Annotated in this window: 19 protein-coding genes; 15 read left to right on the top strand and 4 right to left on the bottom strand. The window is 72.1% G+C overall.

All coding sequences use genetic code 11. The features are described from left to right. Nucleotides 1-95 precede the first annotated feature (95 nt). Complete coding sequence (locus tag ACRWND_RS27120) at nucleotides 96-971, top strand: helix-turn-helix transcriptional regulator (protein WP_431953895.1); 876 nt, start codon at nucleotides 96-98, stop codon at nucleotides 969-971. 155 nt (nucleotides 972-1,126) lie between these two features. Beyond that, the gene (locus ACRWND_RS27115) at nucleotides 1,127-1,960 is read left to right on the top strand and encodes an oxidoreductase (RefSeq protein WP_431953893.1); all 834 of its coding nucleotides are present in this window, start codon (nucleotides 1,127-1,129) and stop codon (nucleotides 1,958-1,960) included. An 89-nt stretch (nucleotides 1,961-2,049) separates the two neighbouring features. Here the strand turns inward: ACRWND_RS27115 and ACRWND_RS27110 are convergent, their stop codons facing one another. The 4 genes from ACRWND_RS27110 to ACRWND_RS27095 are packed head-to-tail and all read right to left on the bottom strand — an operon-like array spanning nucleotide 2,050 to nucleotide 7,227. Continuing rightward, the gene (locus ACRWND_RS27110; protein WP_431953891.1) at nucleotides 2,050-4,002 is read right to left on the bottom strand and encodes an amylo-alpha-1,6-glucosidase; all 1,953 of its coding nucleotides are present in this window, start codon (nucleotides 4,000-4,002) and stop codon (nucleotides 2,050-2,052) included. Continuing rightward, nucleotides 3,999-5,369, bottom strand: a complete 1,371-nt coding sequence (locus ACRWND_RS27105) for an MGH1-like glycoside hydrolase domain-containing protein (protein WP_431953889.1) — start codon at nucleotides 5,367-5,369, stop codon at nucleotides 3,999-4,001. Before ACRWND_RS27105 ends, ACRWND_RS27110 begins: the two co-directional genes overlap by 4 nt. Continuing rightward, nucleotides 5,366-6,166 carry a sugar phosphate isomerase/epimerase family protein gene (locus tag ACRWND_RS27100; protein WP_431953887.1) on the bottom strand — a complete coding sequence of 267 codons (801 nt, stop codon included), beginning with the start codon at nucleotides 6,164-6,166 and terminating at the stop codon, nucleotides 5,366-5,368. Before ACRWND_RS27100 ends, ACRWND_RS27105 begins: the two co-directional genes overlap by 4 nt. 14 nt (nucleotides 6,167-6,180) lie before the next feature. Continuing rightward, a complete protein-coding gene (locus tag ACRWND_RS27095) occupies nucleotides 6,181-7,227 on the bottom strand; it encodes a zinc-dependent alcohol dehydrogenase (RefSeq protein ID WP_431953885.1) in 1,047 nt (348 codons plus the stop codon). A 150-nt stretch (nucleotides 7,228-7,377) separates the two neighbouring features. Here ACRWND_RS27095 and ACRWND_RS27090 point away from each other — a divergent pair, with 150 nt between their 5' ends. From ACRWND_RS27090 to ACRWND_RS27030, 13 genes are all read left to right on the top strand, one after another. Next, nucleotides 7,378-8,778 (top strand): ABC transporter substrate-binding protein, encoded by a 1,401-nt coding sequence (locus ACRWND_RS27090; protein WP_431953883.1) that lies wholly within the window; start codon nucleotides 7,378-7,380, stop codon nucleotides 8,776-8,778. 34 nt (nucleotides 8,779-8,812) lie between these two features. Next, on the top strand, nucleotides 8,813-9,820 hold the full coding sequence (locus ACRWND_RS27085; RefSeq protein WP_431953881.1) for a carbohydrate ABC transporter permease: 1,008 nt from the start codon (nucleotides 8,813-8,815) through the stop codon (nucleotides 9,818-9,820). After that, nucleotides 9,820-10,689: a carbohydrate ABC transporter permease gene (locus tag ACRWND_RS27080; RefSeq protein WP_431953879.1), complete on the top strand. Its 870-nt coding sequence runs from the start codon at nucleotides 9,820-9,822 to the stop codon at nucleotides 10,687-10,689. The genes ACRWND_RS27085 and ACRWND_RS27080 overlap by 1 nt, the downstream gene beginning before the upstream one ends. A gap of 35 nt (nucleotides 10,690-10,724) precedes the next feature. Next, on the top strand, nucleotides 10,725-11,942 hold the full coding sequence (locus ACRWND_RS27075) for an ROK family protein (RefSeq protein WP_431953877.1): 1,218 nt from the start codon (nucleotides 10,725-10,727) through the stop codon (nucleotides 11,940-11,942). After that, a complete protein-coding gene (locus tag ACRWND_RS27070; RefSeq protein ID WP_431953875.1) occupies nucleotides 11,939-12,811 on the top strand; it encodes a Gfo/Idh/MocA family protein in 873 nt (290 codons plus the stop codon). Before ACRWND_RS27075 ends, ACRWND_RS27070 begins: the two co-directional genes overlap by 4 nt. A 103-nt stretch (nucleotides 12,812-12,914) precedes the next feature. After that, complete coding sequence (locus tag ACRWND_RS27065) at nucleotides 12,915-13,781, top strand: NAD-dependent epimerase/dehydratase family protein (RefSeq protein WP_431953873.1); 867 nt, start codon at nucleotides 12,915-12,917, stop codon at nucleotides 13,779-13,781. 78 nt (nucleotides 13,782-13,859) lie between these two features. Next, nucleotides 13,860-14,738, top strand: coding sequence for a LysR family transcriptional regulator (locus ACRWND_RS27060; protein WP_431953871.1), 879 nt, complete (start codon nucleotides 13,860-13,862; stop codon nucleotides 14,736-14,738). A 429-nt stretch (nucleotides 14,739-15,167) separates the two neighbouring features. Beyond that, entirely contained in the window at nucleotides 15,168-16,349 is a 1,182-nt protein-coding gene (locus tag ACRWND_RS27055) for an ROK family protein (protein ID WP_431953869.1), read from the top strand. Nucleotides 16,350-16,582: 233 nt separating this feature from the next. Beyond that, the gene (locus tag ACRWND_RS27050) at nucleotides 16,583-18,127 is read left to right on the top strand and encodes a sugar ABC transporter ATP-binding protein (protein WP_431953867.1); all 1,545 of its coding nucleotides are present in this window, start codon (nucleotides 16,583-16,585) and stop codon (nucleotides 18,125-18,127) included. Continuing rightward, nucleotides 18,124-19,161: an ABC transporter permease gene (locus tag ACRWND_RS27045; RefSeq protein ID WP_431953865.1), complete on the top strand. Its 1,038-nt coding sequence runs from the start codon at nucleotides 18,124-18,126 to the stop codon at nucleotides 19,159-19,161. The genes ACRWND_RS27050 and ACRWND_RS27045 overlap by 4 nt, the downstream gene beginning before the upstream one ends. A gap of 84 nt (nucleotides 19,162-19,245) precedes the next feature. Beyond that, complete coding sequence (locus tag ACRWND_RS27040) at nucleotides 19,246-20,283, top strand: substrate-binding domain-containing protein (protein WP_431953897.1); 1,038 nt, start codon at nucleotides 19,246-19,248, stop codon at nucleotides 20,281-20,283. A 47-nt stretch (nucleotides 20,284-20,330) separates the two neighbouring features. Beyond that, the gene (locus tag ACRWND_RS27035; protein ID WP_431953863.1) at nucleotides 20,331-21,545 is read left to right on the top strand and encodes a Gfo/Idh/MocA family protein; all 1,215 of its coding nucleotides are present in this window, start codon (nucleotides 20,331-20,333) and stop codon (nucleotides 21,543-21,545) included. Between the two features lie 29 nt (nucleotides 21,546-21,574). Beyond that, nucleotides 21,575-22,574 (top strand): sugar phosphate isomerase/epimerase family protein (locus ACRWND_RS27030; protein ID WP_431953861.1); only part of this gene is annotated, 1,000 nt, incomplete at its 3' end.

Here is a 22,574-nt window from a genome sequence, read left to right as displayed (position 1 = left end):
CCGTCGCCCGGACCCACTGCGACACCCCCGGCACGGCTCCCGAGGCCTCCGCCGCCGGCCCCGCGGTACCGCCGCGTAGCGCCCATAATCGACATATGAGTCAGCGGAACGTGTCGAACACCACGCTGGGTGACTTCCTGCGCGCGTGCCGTTCCCGGGTGAACCCGAGCGACGTGGGCCTGCCCGACGACGGGCGACACCGTCGGGTCCCGGGGCTGCGGCGGGAGGAACTGGCGCAGTTGGCGAACGTGAGCGTGGACTACGTGGTGCGGTTGGAGCAGGGCCGTACGGTGCATGTGTCGACGGTGGTGCTGGAGTCGCTCGCGAGGGCGCTGCGGCTGCGGCCCGACGAGCGTGACTACCTGCTGCGGGTCGCCGCGGCCGGCTCCGCGTCCCTCGCCCCCACACCGTCCTCCTCCGCGCAGGGCCGCATCCGCCCGCAGACGCAGACCCTGCTCGACGGGCTGCGGGAGTATCCCGCCCTGGTGCTGGACCACCGGATGGACGTGCTGGGCTGGAACGCGCTGGGCAGGGCGCTGCTCACCGACTTCTCGGCCGTACCCGAAGCGCGGCGCAACCTGGTGCTGATGGCGTTCCTGGACCCTGCCTTCCGCGAGCTGTACGACGACTGGCGGACCGTCGCCCGCGAGTGCGTCGCCTACCTCCGGATGGGCGCGGCGCGCGACCCGCAGGACTTGCGGCTCACGGCTCTGGTGGACGAACTCGCCGAGGCCGACGCCGACTTCCGCCGCTGGTGGTCGGACCACAGGGTGCGGACCAGGGCCGCCGGATCGAAGACCTTCCGGCACCCGGTGGCCGGCACCATGACGCTCGACTTCCAGAGCCTCGTCGTGGGCGACGACCCCGACCAGACCGTCTTCGTCTACACCGCGGAGCCCGGCACCCCCGCCCACCAGGCGCTGCGCTTCCTGGCCACCTGGTCGGCGAGCCCCGCGGCCGTGCGTTCGTGACCAGGACCGGCCGACGACCGGCTGAGCCCGCCTGGTACCGCCGGTCCCAGGCAGCCGCCGCCCAGGCTGACCCTTCCCTGGCTCCCGCTGCACGGCGGGCCGACGCTGGGAGGCGTTGACCCGATGACTCGCAGCGATCATGAGGAGCACCTCACATGACGACATGGTTCATCACCGGCGCCTCCCGAGGCTTCGGCCTGGAGATCGCCCGGCAGGCCCTCGAGCAGGGCGACGATGTCGTGGCGACCGCCCGCACCCCGCGCGTCGCGGCGGACGCCCTGGCCGCCGGCGCCGACCGGCTGCTGGTCCTGCCCCTCGACGTGAACGACGAGGCGCAGGCGGGGGCCGCCGTCGAGGCCGCGGTGGAGCGCTTCGGCACCATCGACGTCCTCGTCAACAACGCCGGCCGGGGCCTGCTCGGCGCGGTGGAGGAGACCAGCGACGCGGAGGCGCGCGCGGTGTTCGACACGAACCTCTTCGGACTGCTGACGGTGACCCGTGCCGTCCTGCCCGTGATGCGGGCACAGCTGTCGGGACGGATCGTCAACCTCAGCTCCGTCGGCGGTTTCGTCGGCTGGGCCGGCTGGGGCCTGTACTGCGCGACCAAGTTCTCCGTCGAGGCGGTGACCGAGTCCCTGCGACTGGAGCTCGCGCCGCTCGGCATCCAGGCGACGGCCGTCGAGCCCGGCCCGTTCCGGACGGACTTCCTGGACTCCTCCTCCCTGCGCCGCACCGCGCGGGTCATCGAGGACTACCAGCAGAGCGCGGGGACCATGCGCGACTGGGCCGACGCCAGTAACCACGCCCAGGACGGCGACCCGGTGAGGGCGGCGGCCGCCATCATCACCGTGGCCCGCGCGGCGCGGATGCCGGCACGGATCCCGCTGGGCAAGGCCAGCCTGGTCGAGGTGGAGGACAAGGTCGACGGCGTCGCCCGCGACATCGAGGCATGGCGCGAGCTCGCACTGTCCACCGACTTCACCCCCTGAGCCGGGGCCCTCACGGCTTCCGGCGCCGTGAGGGCCCCGTCCGCGCCGCGACGATCAAGGACCCCAGGGCCGTCGCGGTGCCGCGCGGCTCAGCGCACCGCCTGGCTCGCGCCGCCCAGCGCGGTGAGCAGTGCCAGGGGCGTGGCCGCCGCCCACGCCTGGGGTGAGCAGGAGTGCGGGTACGGCACCGGCACCGGGTGCTCGTCCCGTCCGTACCCGGCCATCACCTCCGGGAGGCGCCAGTCGTGCGCCGCGGCCGCCTGGACCAGGCCGTGGGCGATCCGGGAGGCCTCCTCCGCCAGACCGCTGCGCGCCAGACCCAGCACGACGACCGCGTTGTCGTGCGGCCAGATACTGCCGCGGTGGTACGACAGCGGGTGGTACGGGGCCTGCCCCGCCGCGAGGGTGCGCACCCCCCAGCCGGAGAAGAAGTCGGGCTCCAGCAGACGCCGGCCCACCGTCCGCGCGTCGGCTGAGTCGAGGATGCCGGACCAGAGCAGGTGACCTGCGTCCGAGGCGAGGGCGTCGACCTGCCGGCCCTCGCCGTCCAGGGCGAGGGCGGGGAAGTCCGGGCCGGTCATCCAGAAGTCCCGGCGGAACCGTTCCCGCAGGTCCGCCGCGGCCTTCTCGAGCCGGTCCGCCTCACCGGCGTCGCCCCAGACGGTGCGGGCCAGGCGCGCGGTGCGCACCAGGGCGTCGTAGGCGTAGCCCTGGACCTCGGCGACCGCGAGCGCGCCCTTGGGGTGGCGGCCGTCGGCGAAGCAGATGGCCCCTTCGGAGTCCTTCCAGTTCTGGTGCGCCAGCCCGCCGCGCGCGGCGTCGGAGGTGTAGCGGAGGTAGCCGCCGCCCAGTCCGCCGTCGCGGAACATCCACTCCACCGCGGCCCGGGCGTGCGGCTCCAGGCGCCGGGCGAGCCCCGGATCGCCGGTGGCCGCGCTGTGCGCCTCCAGCAGCACCAGGAACAGCGGCGTGGCGTCGACGCTGCCGTAGTAGCGGCCGTACGGCACCTGCCGGAAGTGGGCGAGTTCGCCGTGCCTGACCTCGTGCACGATCCTTCCCGGCTGCTCGAGGCGGTCCGTGTCGTACCGGGTGCCCTGGGTGGCGGCGAGGGCGAGGAGCGTGTCGGCGGCCAGTTCCGGCCGGTACGGCAGGGCGAACAGCGATGTCAGCAGGGAGTCGCGGCCGAAGAGAGTGAGGAACCAGGGGATGCCGGCCGCGGGCACCAGCAGTGGCTCGTCCGCCGGGCCCGTCGCCGGTACGCGCAGCCGGGCCAGATCGGCCAGCCCCGCCGCGCAGGCACGGGCGAGCTCGTCCCAGTGGGTGAGCGAACGCGGTCGCGGCCGCGCCTGGACGAAGCAGTCCTCCTCGGCGGCATGACGGTTGCGGACCGCCATCGGGTGCGGGGGAGCGGGCGGCTCCGCGGCGCCGTGGGGGACCGCCCGGACGCTCAGAGCGAGCTCGGTCGCACCGTGGCCGGGCAGTGTCAGCCGCCAGGTCAGCAGGCGTGCGGTGCCCTGGGGCTCCAGCGGGCGGACGGAGGCGGGGGTGGGGGAGGCGGTGACGGTGGTGCGGGCGTCCCAGTCCGCGCCGCGCCGGTAGCGGAAGGTGACACCGTCGTTCCGGTCCGCGGCGGTGCGCCGCCCGTCGGCCTTGTCGTAGCGCCGGTGGTCCCCCCGCAGCTCGAACTGGTCGGCGAAGTCCGCGTCCACCTCCAACGCGATCTCCACCGTGGCGGGTTCCGCGCGGTTGCTGACGACGCGCAAGCGCTCGGTGAGTGAGCCGGTGTCGACGGCCTGCCGGCGGAAGAGCGAGTACGCGGGCGGCTCGTCCCGGCCGCCCTCCGGGGTGAGCACGCAACCGTCGTCGGAGGACGTCAGCAGGGACGGCGCGACGCCGTCCACGGTGAGTCGCCAGCGGCTCAGGTGCCGGGCGTCACGCAGGAAGAGGCCGTCCGGGGTGTCACCGCGGCGGCCGGTGATGTCGCCGGAGCGGCTGGTGGAGGCGAAGGTGCCGCGGTGGACCAGCAGGCGTTCGACGGTCATCGGGAGGGCTCTCCTTGCGGTGTCCAATGCAGCAGGTCCAGGGCCAGGGCGGCGGTCCAGCTGAAGTGGCGGATGCCGCGGCCCTGGCCGCTGTGCGGTTCGACGTACTCGGCGAAGCCGGTGCGGTAGGCGTCGGCCAGCGCCTGCTCGCGCAGGGCGTCGGCCGCTTCGGCCGCACCGTGCTGCCGCAGGCCGCGGTGGACGAGCCAGGCGGTGTTGAACCAACCCGGGCCCCGCCAGTAGCGGTTGCCGTCGTACTCGGGGGCGGTGAGGTCGTAGCTCGGCACCAGGTGCACCCGCCCGAGCCGGAAGCGTTCGCCGTGCGCCGTCGCGATGAGCGACTGCGCGACGGAGTCCGGCAGGCCGGGCACGATCAGTGGTACGAGTCCCGCGACGCTGTGGCCGCCGGCGGCGGCACCGGTCGTCAGGTCACGGGCGAGGAAGATGCCCGCGGCGGGGTCCCACAGCCGCTCGACCAGGGCGGCCGTGACCTCGGCGGCCTTGCGGCGGTGCGGTCCGGGGTCGGCGCCGGTCGCCGCGGCGATCTCGGCGAGGGCGTGCTCGGAGGCGATGAGAAGGGCGTTGAAGCACGGGTCCTCGAGCGCGAAGGCGTGCGGGGTGCGCGCGTCGTCGTAACCGTGGTCGCGGTAGTCGGCCGCGAGTCGCACATAGCGGCCGTAGTCGAGGTCGGTGGGGCGGTCGGCGGCCGCGCTGTGGTCGAGGTCCGCCCTGCGGAAGGACCTCGGCGGTGCCGGTTCCACCCTTGCGAGCGCCGTGTCCCACACCGGGCTGTTGTCCAGGCCCGGCTCCCAGGGGTGCACCACGGCCGCCAGCCCGCCCCCGCCGAGGTCGCGCGAGGTCGCGAGGTAGCGGTGCCAGGCGGCGAGCCGGGGGTACATCCGGCGCAGGAAGCCGCGGCGCCGGGACTCGGCCGGGTCCGCGAGGTGCGCCTGCCAGACGGCGAGGGCGTGCACCGGAGGTTGGACGATGCCGGAGGTCTCGATGTCCGCTGGCGCGCCGGAAGCGGTGCCCGCGCTCGAACTGCGCCAGAAGTCGGGGCTGGGGAAGTAGGCGTCCAGGGGCACCGACGGGTTGAAGACGATGTGCGGGACGCGGCCGTCCCCCCACTGCGCCCCCAGCAGGGTCTCCAGGTCCCGCTGGGCGCGACGCGGGGCGAGCCGTGCCAGCCCGATGGCGATGAAGGCGGAGTCCCAGCTCCACTGGTGCGGGTAGAGGGTACGCGAGGGAACGGTCGCCGCGCCCGTCCAGTTGGAGAGCAGGACGCGCGCGGCGGCCCGGCGCAGCTCGGCGTCCCCCTTTTCCTCGTGGCCCGGGGACCGCAGGGCAGGTTCGAGGACGGCCGTCATCCGGCGGCCCGGTGGAGGAACGCGGGGACGGAGCGCACGGCGTCGGCCGGGTCTCCGGTGAGACGGCACTCCGCGGCCAGGTAGCCGTCGTACCCGGCGGCGTCCAGCGCCCCGAGCCAGGCCGGCCAGTCCAGGTGGCCGGCGCCGGGCTGGAAGCGGTTGGAGTCGCTGACCTGGGCGTGGCCGATCAGCGGCGCCACGGCCAGGATCGCCGCCGCGGGGTCGGTCTCCTCGATGTTCATGTGGTAGCTGTCGATGCCGATGCGCACCGAGTCCAGACCCACGGCGCGGATGAGGTCAGCGGCCTGCTCCAGCCGGTTGACCATATGGTCCTCGTAGCGGTTGAGGGGCTCCAGGAAGAGCGTGACACCCTCGGCGCGGGCGTGCTCGCCCAGCTCCGTCAGTCCGGTCAGGAGCACCTCGCGGTCCTCCTCCTCGCTACGCGGCGGCTCGAAGGGCGGCAGCCGACGCGAGAACATGCCGTACGAGGCGGGTGTTTGCGCGCCGCGCCCGCCGAGTTCTGCGATGACGCTGAGCTGCGACTTCATCTGCGCCACGGCGTCGCGGCGCAGGTCGGGGTCGAAGGCGCCGAAGAAGTGCAGCATGTCGACGCAGACGGTCGGCATGACGACACCGTCGGCCTGGGCCCTGCGCAACTCGGGGAGCCGGTCGCGGAAGTGGAAGTCGCCCTTCCCGCGCAGTTCGATGGCGTCGTAGCCGGCCTCCTGGGCGAACTCCCACTTCTGCTGGAGGGTGTCACCGGGCAGCAGCTGTTCCTGGCAAGCGGTCTTGAACATGATCGAGGGGCCTCTCAGAACTCCAGGACGACCTGGAGCGCGTCGGCGGGACGCTCATCCAGCAGGACGTAGGCTTCGGCCGCGTCGGCGACCGGGACGACATGGCTGACGAGGGACCGCACGTCGACGTGGCCCTCGGCGACCAGCCGCAGGAAGGTCTGCTGCAGGCGCTCGACGGTCCAGCGCCCGCTGAGCTGCGGCGGGACCCCGCCGATCTGGGAGCAGATCAGCTGGACGCGGTTGTGGTGGAACTCGTCGCCGAGTCGCAGGCCCACGCCGTCGCCCTGGTAGAAGCCGGAGGCCACGACCCGGCCGCCGACCGCGACCGAGCGCAGGGCGTCGTGCAGGGCCGGGTAGGCGCCGCTGATCTCGATGGCGACGTCCGCTCCGCGGCCGTCGGTCGCGGAGCGGATCCGCTCCGCGACCGCGTCGGTACGGGCGTTGAGCGTGCTCGCAGCGCCGTACTCCCCGGCCTTGGCGAGGCGGACGTCGAGCGCGTCGACGGCGGTGACGCGAGCGCCGTTCAACTGGGCGAGCCGGGTGGTGAGAAGCCCGATGACTCCCTGGCCGAAGACGGCGACGTCCTCGCCGAGGTGGATGTCCGCGCCGAGGACGGCGTTGTACGCGATCGCCCCCACGCGGGCGAAGGCACCGGCCAGGGGCTCCAGGCCGGTCGGCAGGACGTGCCCGACCATGCGCTCTGCGGGCACGACGCCCTCGCTGCGATGGCCCCAGATGCCCCACACGAGCTCGCCGACAGCCGGCATGCCGGGCAGGTCCGTGAGCTCCGGTGAGACCTCCGTCACCTCGCCGACCTCGGAGTACCCCCAGCCCGCCACGGGGTACTCGATGCCGGCCGCGCCCTCGCGGAACAGGCGCGCCTCCGCGTCCCAGGTGCGCGTCAGATACGGGTTGGTGCCGCGGTAGGCGGTGAGCTCGGTACCCGCGGATATGCCGGAGTACCGGGTTCGTACGCGCAGATGGCCGGGGGGCAGGGGAGCCGACTCGCTCGGGGCGACCTCCACCTGACGGGGGCCGGTGAACTGGACGACGCGTTCCACAGGGACTCCGGAAAGATCGGTTATGCGGTCCGTTCAGCCGTCGATGACTGACTTACGTCGAAGATATCCGAGACTTAAGTCTTGTCAACAAGCAAAAGTGGTGCTCTGATGCAACGCGTACGTAACGCGAGGCTGATGTGAGGACGGTTGATGCGCATGTGGTCCCGACGGTCGAGGGCGCTGGCGGGCGGCTTGGCCGCCGCATTGGGGGTGGGGCTGATGTCCGGGTGCGCGGCACAGGACCCCGGCAAGCCCGACAACAAGATCACCGTCTGGAGTCTGGAGAACCTCACCGACCGTGTGGAGGCGACGAAGAAGACCATCGCCACCTTCGAGAAGAGCAGCGGTGTGAAGGTGAACCTGGTGGGGGTCGACGAGGGGCAGCTGCCGCAGCTGATCATGTCGGCCGCCGCCGCGGGCACCCTCCCCGACGTCATCGGCGGCATACCCCTCGCGCCGGTCTGGCAGATGTACACCAACGGCCTGCTGAACACCGACGCCACCAAGAAGATCGTCGACGATCTGGGGCCCGCCACCTTCAACGCCAACGCCCTCGAACTGACCGCAGACGGCGCCACCCGCCTCGGCGTGCCCAGCGACGCCTGGATGCAGATCCTCGTCTACCGCAAGGATCTCTTCGCCAAGGCCGGGCTCCGGGTCCCCGACACCTACGACGCGATGCTCGACGCCGCCCGGAAGCTCAACAGCGGCGGCACGAGCGGCATCTCGCTGTCCACAGACCCGGGTGACGTCTTCACCCAGCAGAGCTTCGAGGACCTCGCCCTCGCCAACGGCTGCGAACTCGCCGACTCCAAGGGCGACGTGACTCTCGGCAGCCCCCAGTGCGCCCGGGCCTTCGACACGTACGACAAGCTCGCCGACGACTACGGCGCCCCGGGCACCCAGACCGTGGACACCACGCGCGCCGTCTACTTCGCCGGTCGCTCCTCCATGATCGTCTGGTCCACCTTCCTCCTCGACGAGCTGGCCGGTCTGCGCGGCGACGCCCTCCCCAGCTGCGCCCAATGCAAGAAGGACCCGCAGTACCTGTCGGAGAACAGCGGTATCGTCACGGCGCTGAGCGGACCTGACGGCGCCAAGCCCGCCCAGTTCGGTGAGATCTCCTCCTGGGTGGTGACCAAGACCGCCGAGACCGCCGCCTCGGAGAAGTTCATCCGGTACATGATGGGCGACGGCTACCAGGGCTGGTTCGGCATGGCCCCCGAAGGAAAGATCCCGGTCCGGGCCGGAACCCCCGACGACCCGCAGAAGTACCTCAAGGCCTGGCGTGCCAGCGACATCGGCGTGGACACCAAGAAGCCCATGCAGTCGGTCTTCTCACCCCAGTTGCTCGACGAGCTCGCCGCCGGCGTCAGCAACATGAAGCGCTGGGGCATCACACAAGGCCAGGGCGCACTGGTGGGCGCCACCATCGGCGAACTGCCCGTCCCCAAGGCGGTGGCCGACATGACCACCGGCCAGACCTCCCCCCAGGAGGCGGCCGAGGAGGCCCGCGAGGAAGTCGCGGCCCTGCAGAAGTCCCTTCAGTGAGCCGCCCCCGGCCTCGTCCTTCAAGGAAGCAGTGATGAGCACCGTACAGAGCACCCAGCAGCCGAGACCGCCGGCGGCGGTCACCGCGGACACCGGGGCCCGGCGCCCCCTGACCTTGGCCCAGCGGGAGAACCGGGCCGGACTCGGCTTCGTCTCGCCCACCCTCCTGGTGGTCCTGGTGGTCGTGGTCCTGCCGATCGTCTGGACCGTCCTGCTGGCCTTCCAGCACGCGAGGCTGGTCGACATCCAGAGCATGGGCTTCCTGTCCAACTGGACCTGGAGCAACTTCAGCGAGGTCTTCACCTCTCCCGGTTTCTGGACCTCGCTGTGGACCACGCTTCTCTACACCGTAGGAGCCACAGCGGGTTCGATCGTCCTCGGGCTGATCGCGGCGCTCGCGCTGCGCAGGCCCTTCCGCGGCCGGGCGCTGCTGCGCGGCACCATGCTGCTGCCGTACGTGGCCCCCGTCGTCGCGGTGACGTTCGTCTGGGAGATCGCCCTCAGCCCGCAGTTCGGTGTCGTCAACGAGGTCGGCACCCGCTTGTTCGGCTGGGACGAGCCGGTCGCCTTCCTGTCGACCCGGTCCCAGGAACTGTCTCTCCTGGGCTGGCACGTCCACGTGCCGATAGCCCTGCTCACCGTGATCGCTTTCGAGACATGGCGGTACTTCCCCTTCGCCTTCCTCTTCCTGATGGCCCGGTTGCAAGCCGTACCTGAGGGCCTCGAGGAGGCCGCAGTCGTCGACGGCGCCACCCTCACCCAGCGGTTCCGCCACATACTGCTGCCCCAGCTGATGCCGGTCATCGCCCTGCTGTCGGTGCTCCGCTTCATCCTCACCTTCAACAAGTTCGACGACATCTACCTCCTCACGGGCGGCGGCTCGGGCACCGACGTCGTGGCCGTGCGCGTCTACGACTTCCTCACGGCCCGCTACGACGTGGGCGCGGCAGCGGCCCAGGCCCTCGTCCTGGCGGCGATCCTCGCCGTGCTGCTCGGCATCTACTTCACGTTCTTCGCCAAGAAGGTTCAGGAGGAGGCGTGATGGCAAGTCGCGCGCAGATCGAGGACCGCACCTTCGCCGTCCTGCGCTGGGTGGTGATCGCCGCACTCGCGATCGTCACGATCTTCCCCTTCTACTACATGCTGCTGCTCTCGGTGAAGCCCATCGACCAGCTGCTCCTCGATCCTGGCAAGCTGTGGGTGGGCACCTCCGAGTTCACCCTCGACACCTACCGCACCGTCCTCAAGTCCGTGGACGACGGCGGCCAGGGATTCCTGCGGATGCTCGGCAACTCCGCCCTGGTGGCGCTCGGTTCCATGCTGCTGACCCTGCTGGTGTCCGTCCCCGGCGCCTACGCCATCACCCGGTTGCGGTTCTTCGGCGGGCAGAAGGTCAGCGCGCTGTTCCTGGCCGTCTACCTCTTCCCGTCGACGCTGCTCGCGGTGCCGCTGTTCGTGATCTTCGCCCGAATCGGCCTGCAGAGCAGCCTCGTCGGCCTCGCGATCGTCTATATCGCGCAGACCGTGCCGGTCTCCATCTACATGCTCAAGAACTACTTCGTGACCATCCCGAAGAGCATCGAGGAGGCCGCCGCACTCGACGGCGCCTCGCGTCTGCAGACCGTGCGCCGCGTCGTCCTGCCCCTTGCCGCGCCCTCGTTGATGGCCACCGGCCTGTACGTCTTCATGATCGCATGGAACGAGTTCCTGTTCGCGCTGCTCTTCCTCGCCGCCGATCCGGACAAGTGGACCGTCTCCCTCGGGCTGCAGCAGCTCGCCAACGGGATCGAGGTGCCGAAGACCGTACTCATGGCGGGCTCCGTCGTGTTGACGATCCCCGTGGTACTCCTTTTCTACGCGGCCGAACGGCTCCTCACCGAGGGCCTGACCAGCGGCGCGGACAAGAGCTGAGCACCATGGCCCGACACGAGGGGGACCGAGGACGGATGGCTACGCCCTGGAGCACCGCCGGACACCTGCTGGAACTGATCAGGACCGGACAGGCGACCACCCGTGGGGAGCTCCAACGCGTGACGGGCCTGTCCCGCTCCACCGTCGGCCAGCGGCTGGACCAGCTCTTCGCCGCCGGCTGGCTGCGCACCGTACCCGGCGGGCAGTCCACCGGCGGGCGGCCCTCCACCCACCTGCAGTTCGACTCCGGCCACGCCGCCGTGCTCGCCGCCGACCTGGACACCACCTACGCCCGCGCCGCGGTGCTGGACCTGTCCGGGCGGGTACTCGCCGAGCACACCGGGAAGCTGGCGCTCGACCAGGGCCCGGACCGGGTGCTGGACGAACTCGGCCAGTGGTTCGCCGAGCTCGTCACCGCCGCCGGAGTACCCGCGGCCACGGTGTGCGGCGTCGGCCTGTCGGTGCCCGGCCCCGTCGACTGGACCACCGGCGTGGTGGTCCGGCCCCCGATCATGCCCGGCTGGGACGGATATCCCGTCCCGGCCCGGATGCAGCAGGCGCTCGCCCGGCACGTCGGACTGCCCGCCTCGGTGCCCGTCCTGGTCGACAACGACGCCAATCTGATGGCCCTGGGCGAACAGCGCGACTCCTGGCGCGACTGCTCGGCCTTCGTCCTGGTCAAGGTGGGCACCGGTATCGGAGCGGGCGTCGTCATCGACGGCACCGTCTTCCGCGGGATCGACGGCGGCGCGGGCGACCTCGGGCACATCCGGCTGCACGACGGGTCCGACGCCCTGTGCATGTGCGGCTCCCAGGGCTGCCTCGCCGCAGTCGCCAGTGGCCGCGCGCTGGCCGGGCAGCTCAGCGCCCTCGGAGTCCCCGCGCGGTCCGCCGCCCAGGTGCGCGAGCACCTCGACGCCGGGCAGCCCGACGCGGTGCGGCTGGCCCGCGAGGCCGGCCGGCGCTGCGGAGAGGTGCTGGTCACCGTCGTGACCCTGATCAACCCCGGTGTCCTGATGATCGCCGGAGACCTCGCCGAGACCCACTTCGTCACCGGGGTGCGCGAACTGCTCTACCAGCGCGCGCTGCCCCGGGCCACCCGCAACCTTCAGGTCGTGACCTCCCGGCTCGGCGACCGTGCCGCCCTCGCCGGCGCCACCGCCATGGTGGTCGAGCACCTCTACGCCCCGGACCAGGCCAACGAACGGCTGGCCGCCGAGGCCCCCGACCGGAACTCTGGAGCACCATCGTGAACACCCCCGCACCCGTCGAGGTCGGGCTGATCGGCGCAGGACCCTGGGCCCGTGCCATGCACGCCCGGATCCTGGCCGCCGGACCTGAGACCCGCCTCACCGCAGTCTGGTCCCGCCGGGCCGAGGCCGCCCGCGAGATCGCGGTCACCTACGGCGCGGCGACAGCCGGCAGCCCCGAGGAACTCTTCGACCGCTGCGAGGCCGTGGCCTTCGCGGTGCCGCCCGCCGTCCAGGCCGAACTCGCCGTAAGGGCAGCCAGGGCCGGCAAGGCCCTGCTGCTCGAGAAGCCTCTCGGCCCCGACCTGGCTTCCGCACGGGCGGTCGCCGACGCCGTCGCGGAGGCCGGGGTCGTCTCCCAGATGGTGTTGACCAAGCGCTACCAGGCCGAGACCCGCGCGTTCCTGCGGCGCGCGCGGGAGGTCGAGATCACCGGGGCGCGCTCGTGCTACCTGCACGGCGCCTTTCTCGGCGGGGAGTTCGCCACCGGCTGGCGCCTGGAACAAGGCGCGCTGCTCGACCTGGGACCACATCTGATCGACCTCCTCGACGCGGCTGTCGGACCCATCACCTCGATCCGCGCCACCGGCGACCCCCGGCGATGGGTCGAGGTCACCTGCGAGCACGAGACCGGGGCGGTCAGCCAGGCCTCCCTCTCCGGCAGTGTCCGGCTGCCGAAGCCCCGCACCCGGATCGAACTGCTCGGCTCCGGCGGAGAGCTCGTCTACGACACGTCCGTCATCGACCACGAGGAGGGCTGGCCGGTGCTGCGCGCCGAGTTCGCCGCGGCCGTACGCTCCGGCCGCGCCGGCGGGCTCGACGCACGGCGAGGGCTGCGCCTGCAGGAACTCATCGACGCGGCTCAACGCTGATACCCCGCGGGTATCACAGGGCGTGGAACAGGTCTTGGACCCGCGACCCGCCCCGCGCCGAGACTCGAAGGCGTCACAGGACACCACGAGAGAGGCGAGCGTCATGAAGGTCTTCCTCACCGGAGGCTCCGGCTACATCGGCCGGGCCACCATCCAGGCCCTGGTGCGCCGGGGCGTCCAGGTCGTCGCCCTGGCGCGCAGCGAGGACGCGGCCGGCGTCGTCCGCGACCTCGGCGCCGTCCCCGTGCCGGGGGACTTGACCAGGACGGACGTGCTGCGGGCCGCCGCCGGCGACGCCGACGGGGTCATCCACATGGGCCAGCACTACGGCCCCGACACCGCCGAGGTCGACCGTGCCGCGGCCGCGGCACTGCAGGACGGCGCCGGGCCCCGCCCGTACGTCCACACCGGAGGGGTGTGGGTCTACGGCGACACCGACGGGGTCGTGGACGAGGACGCCCCGCTGTCCCCGCCTCGCATCACCGCGTGGCGACTGGAGAACGAGAAGCGAGTGCTGGCCCGCGCCGCGACCGGCGAGCGGCCCGTCGTGGTCATGCCCGGGCTGGTCCACGGCCGGCTCGGCGGACTCGTCGAGACGTTCTACGCGGCCCCCGGCCGGAGCACCGGTTCCGTGCCGTGTGTCGGCGACGGCGCCAACCACTGGTCGACCGTGCACGTCGACGACATCGCCGAGCTCTACGCGCTGGCCCTGAACGCCGCGCCCGGCTCCGTCTACGCCGGGGTCGGCGACCACCACCCGACGCAGCTGGAGATCGCCCACGCGGTGAGCGGGGCGATCGGCCGCCCCGGGTCGGTGCGGCACCTGACCGAGGCGGAGGCGGAGGAGCAGATGGGACCCATCGCGGAGGCCTTCGCCCTCGACCAGCGGCTCACCGGCTCCCGGGCCCGCCGTGAGCTGGGCTGGCGGCCCACCCGGCTCGACCTGACGGCCGACCTCGCGCGTCCGTGAGCCCCGCCCGCTGAAAGGCGTCCACGCGACGGATACGCTCGGATGTGTCCGTCCCGGCGAGAAGGCGAGGAGGGGCCCGTGGACCTGGATCTCCGCAAGCTGCGGTACTTCGTCGCGGTGGCCGAGGAACTCCACTTCGGCAGGGCGGCCGAACGCCTGCACATCGCGCAGCCCGTGCTGTCGCGGCAGATCAGGGCGCTGGAGGACGAACTCAAGGCGCGGCTGTTCTCCCGCGATCGCCGCAGCACCGAGCTGACCGCGGCCGGCGTGCAGCTCCTCGCCGACGCCGGACCGCTCCTGGCCGCCGCAGACGCGGCCCGGCGGCGCGTCGCCCGCGCAACCCGGGGGCTCGCCTCCTTCACCGTGGGCTTCATGCCGGGACTGATCGTCACGGGTGCCGTGCGGGAGATCTCCCGCCGGCACCCGGACCTTGCGGTCGAGGTCGTCAGGACGACGTGGGACGACCAGGCGGAGGTGATCCTCGACGGACGCGTCGACATCGGCTACGTCCGGATGCCCGTGGACACCCGCGGCCTCGCCACCCGCAGCCTCCTGACCGAACCCCGCGTCGCCGTCCTGCCCGCGGACCACCCCTGTGCCGGCAAGTCCGTCCTCGGCATCGCGGACCTCGCCGGCGAACACCTCCTACAGGACCCCGATGCCGTCCCCGAGTGGCGGGACATCGCCCGGGAACCCGCCGCCCACCCGCAGCGCAGGCCGGCCGCCCCGGCCTTCCGCTCCGTCGAGGAGAAGCTCGAGAGCGTGGCGGCGGGGCGCGGGGTGGTCGTGCTGCCGCTGTCCACCGCGACCTACTACACCCGCGCCGACCTCGCCCACGTCGAGATCGCGGACATCGGTCCCAACCGTGTGCTCCTGGCGTGGGACGGCAGCCGTCACGACCCCCTGATCGAGGAGTTCGCCGACATCGCCGCGGCCCGCGCCGACACGTCCGCCTGACCGCTCCTGCCGAGCACCTCCCTCCTCCGCCTGACCGCTCCCCGGCGCCGGGCGCACCTCCCGCGGCCAGGACGCCCGCGTCGAGACCCCGGCCACGCCTCCCCCCCTCGGCGTGCGTCGAGCACCTCACCCCCGGCGCGCACACCCCTCATGTGCGGTTCTGTTCACCGCCGTTGACCAGGCTCCGTCAGGGCCGCGCGGGTACCTCCGCCGCTGTGCGCATCCCCGGTACGGCGGGTGGCGCGGCCCACGTCCGGACTTTGTCCTGCAACCGGAAAAAGACCTTGCTGATTCCTGCGCAACTTCTTCCCCTGCTGGACGGTCGCTGCTACTTTCCCATCGAAAGCCTGATGGAGCGGGACCAGCCATGTGGCCGGTCCGGTATCCCCACGCCACGGGGCCGGGGGAGGTGAGGGGCACGTGAGACGCATGACAGCTCGACCCGCGAACGCGCACCAGGCGCGGGTTCTGCGGCTGCTCCGCGACGGCGGACCCAACTCCCGTGCCCAGATGGGGGACCAGATCGACCTGTCCCGTTCCAAGCTCGCCGTCGAGGTCGACCGGCTGCTGGAGACGGGCCTCGTCGTCGCGGACGGCCTGGCCGCCTCGCGTGGCGGGCGGCGTTCCCACAACATCAGGCTCGCCCCCGGGCTGCGCTTCCTCGGCGTCGACATCGGCGCCACCTCGGTCGACGTCGCCGTCACCAACGCCGAACTGGAGGTGCTCGGCCACCTCAACCATCCGATGGACGTCCGTGAGGGTCCGGTCGCCGTCTTCGAGCGGATCCTCGACATGGCCGGCAAGCTGAGGGCCGCCGGCCTCGCCGAGGGCTTCGACGGGGCGGGGATCGGAGTGCCGGGGCCGGTGCGCTTCCCCGAGGGCGTCCCGGTCGCCCCGCCGATCATGCCGGGCTGGGACGGCTTCCCTGTCCGGGAGGCGCTCAGCCAGGAACTGGGCTGCCCCGTGATGGTCGACAACGACGTGAACCTGATGGCGCTCGGTGAGCAGCACGCCGGGGTCGCCCGCTCCGTCGGCGACTTCCTCTGCGTCAAGATCGGCACCGGCATCGGCTGCGGCATCGTCGTCGGTGGCGAGGTGCACCGCGGAGTGACGGGCAGCGCCGGCGACATCGGCCACATCCGGGTCGAGGCAGACGGACGCGCCTGCGCCTGCGGCAACAAAGGCTGTCTGGAAGCCCACTTCAGCGGCGCCGCGCTCGCCCAGGACGCCCTGGAGACGGCCAGGTCCGGGCGGTCCTCCGTCCTCGCGGCCAGGCTGGAGGCGGCCGGGCAGCTGTCCGCCGTCGACGTCGCCGCGGCGGCCGCGGTCGGCGACGCGGCGGCACTGGATCTCATCCGCGAGGGGGGCAACCGCCTCGGGCAGGTCATCGCCGGCCTCGTCAGCTTCTTCAACCCCGCGCTGGTCGTGATCGGCGGCGGCGTCACCGGTCTCGGCCACACGCTGCTCGCCACCGTCCGCAGCCAGGTCTACCGCCAGTCGCTGCCGCTCGCGACCGGCAACCTGCCCATCGTCCTGGGTGAACTGGGCCCGACCGCCGGGGTGATCGGCGGGGCCCGGCTCATCAGCGACCACGTGTTCTCCCCGGCCTGATCCCCCCCAGCGCCCGAGCACCGCACCGGCCCACCGGCCAAGCGCTCCACCGGCCTCATCGGTACCACGGCTTCACCGGTACCACGGCTTCATCGGCACCACCGGCTTCACCGGCACCACCGGCTTCATCGGCACCACCGGCTTCACCGGCACCACCGGCTTCACCGGCACCACGGCTCCACTTGCACGCTCCGCACGCGCACGTGTCACCCGCACCCGCCGAGGGGATCGTCATGGCACCTGAACCACCGGCACCGCCGCCCCCGACAGCCGCTCCGCTGCTCACCATGTCCGGCATCACCAAGTCCTTCCCCGGTGTCCGCGCGTTGGACGGCGTCGACCTGGACGTCCAGGCCGGAGAGGTGCACTGCCTCCTCGGCCAGAACGGCGCGGGCAAGTCCACCCTCATCAAGGTGCTCGCCGGGGCCCACCAGCCGGACGGCGGAGTGATCACCTGGCGCGGGGAGCCGGTGTCGCTGAAGTCGCCGATCGCGGCGATGCGGCTCGGCATCGCCACCATCTACCAGGAACTCGACCTGGTCGAAGGGCTGTCCGTGGCCGAGAACGTCTTCCTCGGCCACGAACCGACCACCGCCGGGGTCGTCGTGCGCCGCGGCGACGCGCGCCGCGAGGCCGCCGGCCTGCTGCGCCGGCTCGGCCACGCCGAGATCGACCCCGCCCGCCGCGTCGGCGACCTCTCGGCCGCACAGCAGCAGATCGTCTCGATGGCCCGGGCGCTCTCCCACGACGTGCGCCTCATCGTCATGGACGAGCCGTCCGCCGCCCTGGACCCCGAGGAGACCGACAACCTGCTGCGCATCGTCGGGCAGTTGACCGCCGACGGAGTCGCGGTCGTCTACATCTCCCACCGGCTGGAGGAGATCCGCCGCGTCGGCGACCGGGTCACCGTCCTGAAGGACGGCCGCGCGGTCGCCGGCGGGCTCCCCGCCAAGTCGATGCCCACCCGCCAGATCGTGGCGCTCATGACCGGTCGTGACGTCGAGTACGTCTTCCCGCCGCGCCCCGCGGAGCCGCGCTCCGGCGAGCCCGTCCTGCGGGTCGAAGGCCTCGCCCGGGACGGCGAGTTCGCGGCCGTCGACCTGGAGGTGCGACCCGGGGAGATCGTCGGGCTCGCCGGGCTCGTGGGCTCCGGACGGTCGGAGATCCTCGAGACGCTCTACGGCGCCAGGAAGCCCACCGCCGGCCGGGTCACCGTCGACGGCCGCCCTCTCAAGCCCGGAAGCGTCCCCTCGGCTGTCAGCGCCGGGCTGGGACTGGCACCGGAGGAGCGCAAGGCGCAGGCGCTGCTGATGCTGGAGTCCGTCACCCGCAACGTGTCGGTGTCCACTCTCTCCCGCTTCTCCCGGGCCGGCTGGCTCGACCGACGGGAGGAGCGGCGGGCAGCGCGCGAGACCACCCGGTCGCTGTCGCTGCGCCCCGACAACCCCGACGCACAGGTGCGCACCCTGTCGGGCGGCAACCAGCAGAAGGCCGTCCTGGCCCGCTGGCTGCTGCGCGGCTGCCGCGTCCTGCTGCTCGACGAGCCGACCCGGGGCGTCGACGTGGGCGCCCGCGCCGAGCTGTACGCGGTGATCCGCCGCCTGGCCGACGACGGGCTCGCCGTACTCCTCGTCTCCAGCGAGGTCCCGGAGGTCCTGGGGCTCGCGGACCGGGTGCTGGTCCTCCGCGAGGGACGCGTCGTGCACGAGGCGCCCGCGACGGAGCTGGACGAACACCGCGTACTCGACCTTGTCATGGAAGGGAGCCCGAGCCGATGACGCAGCCCGCCTCCGAGGCCCCGCAGGCACCGACGCCGCCCGCGGACGCGCATCCCGTCACGAAGGGCGGCGGCCGGCGTCCGGCGCTGGGTTTCCACGCCGACGTCCGCAACCTGTCCCTCCTGGGCGTCCTCGCCGCCCTCGTCCTCGTCGGGGGCATCACGCAGCCCGACAGCTTCCTGGACGTCTCCAACCTCCAACTGGTGCTCACCCAGGCGTCCGTCATCGGCGTCGTCACCGTCGGCATGACGTTCGTGATCACCAGCGGGGGCATCGACCTGTCCGTCGGCGCGATCGTCGCGCTCTCCTCGGTGTGGGCGACGACCCTCGCCACCCAGGAGTACGGCTTCGCGGGCATCCTCTTCACCGCGATCGTCGTCGGCGTCGCCTGCGGGCTGGTCAACGGGGTGCTCATCGCCTACGGCGGCATGGTGCCGTTCATCGCGACCCTCGCCATGCTCGCCTCGGCGCGCGGGCTCGCCCTGTACATCACCGACGGCAAGACGCAGATCGTCACCGTGAACTCGGTGCTCGACCTCGGCGTGCCCGACACCTACATCCTCGGCATCCCGCCGCTGGTGCTGGTCTTCGCCGCGGTCACCGTCATCGGCTGGCTGATGCTGAACCGGACGACGTTCGGGCGCCGGACCGTGGCCGTCGGCGGCAACGCCGAGGCGGCCCGCCTCGCCGGCATCGACGTCCGCCGCCAGCGGCTCTTCCTCTACCTGCTGTCCGGGCTGTGCTGCGGCATCGCGGCCTTCATGCTGATCATTCTGTCCGGCTCGGGCCAGAACACCAACGGCAACCTCTACGAACTCGACGCCATCGCCGCGGCGATCATCGGCGGCACGCTGCTCAGCGGCGGCCGCGGCACGATCGTCGGCTCCGTCCTCGGCGTCCTGGTGTTCACCATCATCCAGAACATCTTCGCCCTCAACAACCTGGAGAGCGCCGTCCAGCAGATCGCCAAGGGAGCGATCATCGTGGCCGCCGTCCTGGTCCAGCGCAGCACCGTGCGCAACGGCGACGGCTGAACCAGCCCGTCGCGCCCGGCTCCACCCGACAACCCGCACGCGCCCGCACGCCCTATCCCGAAGGGTCTCACCGCCATGCCAAGAATCCCGGTCACCAGCCGCAGAGGACTGCTCTTCGGCGCCGCCGCCGTCTCCGCCGGAGCGGCACTCTCCGCCTGCACCAGCAACGAGCCGAAGAAGGCCGGCACGGCCGCCACCACGGCGGCGGCCGCCGACGACAAGCCCGGCACCCCGGTCACGATCGGCTTCGCCGGCCCGCAGGCCGACCACGGCTGGCTCAACGCCATCAACCAGAACGCCAAGGACCGCGCGGCGAAGTACTCCGACGTGACGCTGGAGATCACCGAGGGCTCCAACGACACCGCCGCCCAGATCGGGCAGATCCAGACGCTGATCAACAAGAAGGTCGACGTCCTGGTCATCCTGCCGGCCGACGGCAAGGCCCTCACCCAGGTCGGTCTGCAGGCCATGAAGGCCGGCATCCCGGTGATCAACCTGGACCGGATCTTCGCCTCCCCGCAGGCCTACCGCTGCTGGATCGGCGGTGACAACTACGGCATGGGCCTCAACGCCGGCCGCTACATCGGCGAGCAGCTCAAGGACAAGCCCGACGCCAAGGTCGTCGAGCTCGCCGGCATCGACAACCTGGAGCTGACCCGGCAGCGCACCCAGGGCTTCGACGACGCGCTGAAGAACTACCCGAACATCAAGAAGGTGGCCCGGCAGGCCGCCGACTTCACCGTCGAGACCGGCCAGGCCAAGATGGCCCAGCTGCTGCAGGCCCAGAAGCAGTTCGACGCGCTGTGGAACCACGACGACGACCAGGGCGTCGGCGCCCTGCGCGCCATCGCGCAGGCGGGCCGCGACGAGTTCTTCATGGTCGGCGGCGCCGGTTCCAAGTCGGCCATGGACGCCATCAAGGCCGACAACGGCGTGCTGAAGGCGACCGTCCTCTACCCGCCCACCATGGCCGCCTCCGCCATCGACGTGGCTCGCGCGCTCGGCCAGAAGAAGGGCATCGGAGGGTTGTCGGAGCTGGAGATCCCGGCCTCGATCACCCTCTACTCGGCGGTCGTCACCAAGGAGAACGTCGACGAGTACCTGCCGACGGGCTTCATCTGACAGATCCGCCCGTCCGTCCCACCGAGCAACCGACGAGGAGCAACGGCATGGCTGAAATGGCCGGCAAGGAAGACAGTCAGGAAGGTGCCGCTTCGCCGGCGCTCGGCATCGGCATGGTCGGCTACGCCTTCATGGGTGCCACCCACTCCCACGCGTGGCGCACCGTGGGCCGCGTGTTCGACCTGCCGATGAGGCCCGTCCTGGCCGCGATCGGCGGCCGTGACGCGGACGCCGTCCGGGCCGCGGCGGCCCGGCACGGCTGGGCCGCCGCGGAGACGGACTGGCGGGCGCTGGTGGACCGGGACGACGTCCACCTCGTGGACGTGTGCACCCCCGGTGACAGCCATGCCGAGATCGCCGTCGCGGCGCTCGAAGCCGGCAAGCACGTCCTGTGCGAGAAGCCGCTGGCCAACTCGGTCGCCGAGGCCGAGGTCATGGCCGCGGCGGCCGAGCGGGCGGCCGCCCGCGGGCAGGTGGCCATGGTGGGCTTCAACTACCGGCGGGTGCCCGCGGTCGCCTACGCCCGCCGCCTCATCGCTGACGGGCGCATCGGCACGATCCGCCATGTGCGGGTGACGTATCTGCAGGACTGGCTGGTCGACCCGGGGTTCCCGCTGACCTGGCGGCTGCAGCGCGAGCACGCGGGCTCCGGGGCCCTGGGGGATCTCGGCGCCCACGCCGTCGACCTCGCGCAGTATCTCGCGGGTGAGTTCCTGGTGGGCGTCTCGGCGCTCACCGAGACCTTCGTGCGGGAGCGGCCCGAGCTGGCCGGCGCGTCGTCGGGGCTCTCGGGCTCCGGGGGCGGGCGGCTCGGGCCGGTCACGGTCGACGACGCGGCGGTCTTCACCGGACGGCTGGCCTCGGGGGCGCTCGCCTCGTTCGAGGCCACCCGGATGGCCTCGGGGCGCAAGAACGCCCTGCGGCTGGAGATCAACGGCGAGCGCGGATCGATCGCCTTCGACCTGGAGCGGCTGAACGAGTTGGAGTTCCACGACCACACCGAGCCTGCGGAATCGGCCGGCTTCCGGCGGATCCTGGTGACCGAGCCGGGCCATCCGTACCTGGAGGCCTGGTGGCCGCCCGGCCACGCGCTCGGCTACGAGCACACCTTCACCCACCAGGCGCGCGACCTCGTCGTCGGCATCGCCGATGGGGTCGCACCGGCGCCCTCGTTCGCCGACGGGCTGCAGGTGCAGCGCGTCCTGGCCGCGGTGGAGGAGAGCGCCGAGAAGAACGCCGTCTACACCCCCGTCCCCTCCTGACCACCCCCTCAACGAGGAGGCTCCTCGCCGTGTCACGACCCTTCACCCTCTTCACCGGCCAGTGGGCCGACCTGCCTCTGGAGGAGGTCTGCCGGCTCGCCCGCGACTTCGGCTACGACGGACTCGAACTCGCCTGCTGGGGCGACCACTTCGAGGTCGACAAGGCCCTCGCCGACCCCGCCTATCTGGACGGGCGGCGGGCGCTGCTCGACAAGTACGGGCTGAAGTGCTGGGCCGTCTCCAACCACCTCGTCGGCCAGGCGGTCTGCGACAACCCGATCGACGAGCGTCACAAGGGGATCCTGCCCGCCCGCATCTGGGGCGACGGCGAGCCGGAGGGCGTGCGGCAGCGCGCCGCTCGCGAGCTGGCCGACACCGCGCGCGCGGCGGCCGCCTTCGGGGTGCGCACCGTCATCGGGTTCACCGGGTCGTCGATCTGGCATCTGGTGGCCATGTTCCCGCCGGTCCCGGAGCACATGATCGAGCGCGGCTTCGAGGACTTCGCCGAGCGGTGGAACCCGATCCTGGACGTCTTCGACGCCGAAGGGGTCCGCTTCGCCCACGAGGTCCACCCGGCCGAGATCGCCTACGACTACTGGACGACGCACCGCGCGCTGGAAGCTGTGGGCCACCGACCGGCCTTCGGGCTGAACTTCGACCCGAGCCACTTCGTGTGGCAGGACCTCGACCCCGTCGGGTTCCTGTGGGACTTCAAGGACCGCATCTACCACGTCGACTGCAAGGAGGCGCGCAAGCGCCTCGACGGCCGCAACGGGCGCCTCGGCTCCCACCTGCCGTGGGGCGATCCGCGGCGCGGCTGGGACTTCGTGTCGGCCGGGCACGGCGACGTTCCGTGGGAGGACGTGTTCCGGATGCTGCGGTCGATCGGATACGACGGCCCGATCTCGGTCGAGTGGGAGGACGCCGGGATGGACCGCCTCGCCGGCGCGCCGGAGGCCCTATCCCTGCTGAAGAGGTACGACTTCGACCCGCCGGCGGCGTCTTTCGACGCTGCTTTCGGAGGCGCCG

Origin of the sequence: Actinacidiphila sp. bgisy167, from assembly GCF_965342175.1 — a bacterium.
Classification (GTDB): domain Bacteria; phylum Actinomycetota; class Actinomycetes; order Streptomycetales; family Streptomycetaceae; genus Actinacidiphila.
This window is presented reverse-complemented; position numbering and strand designations above follow the sequence as displayed.

What these genes read in the sequence shown, in the direction of transcription:
- ACRWND_RS27120 (WP_431953895.1), top strand. Translation starts at nt 96, where the DNA reads ATGAGTCAGCGGAACGTGTCGAACACCACGCTGGGTGACTTCCTGCGC.
- ACRWND_RS27090 (WP_431953883.1), top strand. Translation starts at nt 7,378, where the DNA reads ATGCGCATGTGGTCCCGACGGTCGAGGGCGCTGGCGGGCGGCTTGGCC.
- ACRWND_RS27050 (WP_431953867.1), top strand. Translation starts at nt 16,583, where the DNA reads ATGGCACCTGAACCACCGGCACCGCCGCCCCCGACAGCCGCTCCGCTG.
- ACRWND_RS27110 (WP_431953891.1), bottom strand. Translation starts at nt 4,002, where the DNA reads ATGACCGTCGAACGCCTGCTGGTCCACCGCGGCACCTTCGCCTCCACC.
- ACRWND_RS27075 (WP_431953877.1), top strand. Translation starts at nt 10,725, where the DNA reads ATGGCTACGCCCTGGAGCACCGCCGGACACCTGCTGGAACTGATCAGG.
- ACRWND_RS27080 (WP_431953879.1), top strand. Translation starts at nt 9,820, where the DNA reads ATGGCAAGTCGCGCGCAGATCGAGGACCGCACCTTCGCCGTCCTGCGC.
- ACRWND_RS27055 (WP_431953869.1), top strand. Translation starts at nt 15,168, where the DNA reads ATGACAGCTCGACCCGCGAACGCGCACCAGGCGCGGGTTCTGCGGCTG.
- ACRWND_RS27105 (WP_431953889.1), bottom strand. Translation starts at nt 5,369, where the DNA reads ATGACGGCCGTCCTCGAACCTGCCCTGCGGTCCCCGGGCCACGAGGAA.
- ACRWND_RS27065 (WP_431953873.1), top strand. Translation starts at nt 12,915, where the DNA reads ATGAAGGTCTTCCTCACCGGAGGCTCCGGCTACATCGGCCGGGCCACC.
- ACRWND_RS27035 (WP_431953863.1), top strand. Translation starts at nt 20,331, where the DNA reads ATGGCTGAAATGGCCGGCAAGGAAGACAGTCAGGAAGGTGCCGCTTCG.
- ACRWND_RS27085 (WP_431953881.1), top strand. Translation starts at nt 8,813, where the DNA reads ATGAGCACCGTACAGAGCACCCAGCAGCCGAGACCGCCGGCGGCGGTC.
- ACRWND_RS27100 (WP_431953887.1), bottom strand. Translation starts at nt 6,166, where the DNA reads ATGTTCAAGACCGCTTGCCAGGAACAGCTGCTGCCCGGTGACACCCTC.
- ACRWND_RS27045 (WP_431953865.1), top strand. Translation starts at nt 18,124, where the DNA reads ATGACGCAGCCCGCCTCCGAGGCCCCGCAGGCACCGACGCCGCCCGCG.
- ACRWND_RS27115 (WP_431953893.1), top strand. Translation starts at nt 1,127, where the DNA reads ATGACGACATGGTTCATCACCGGCGCCTCCCGAGGCTTCGGCCTGGAG.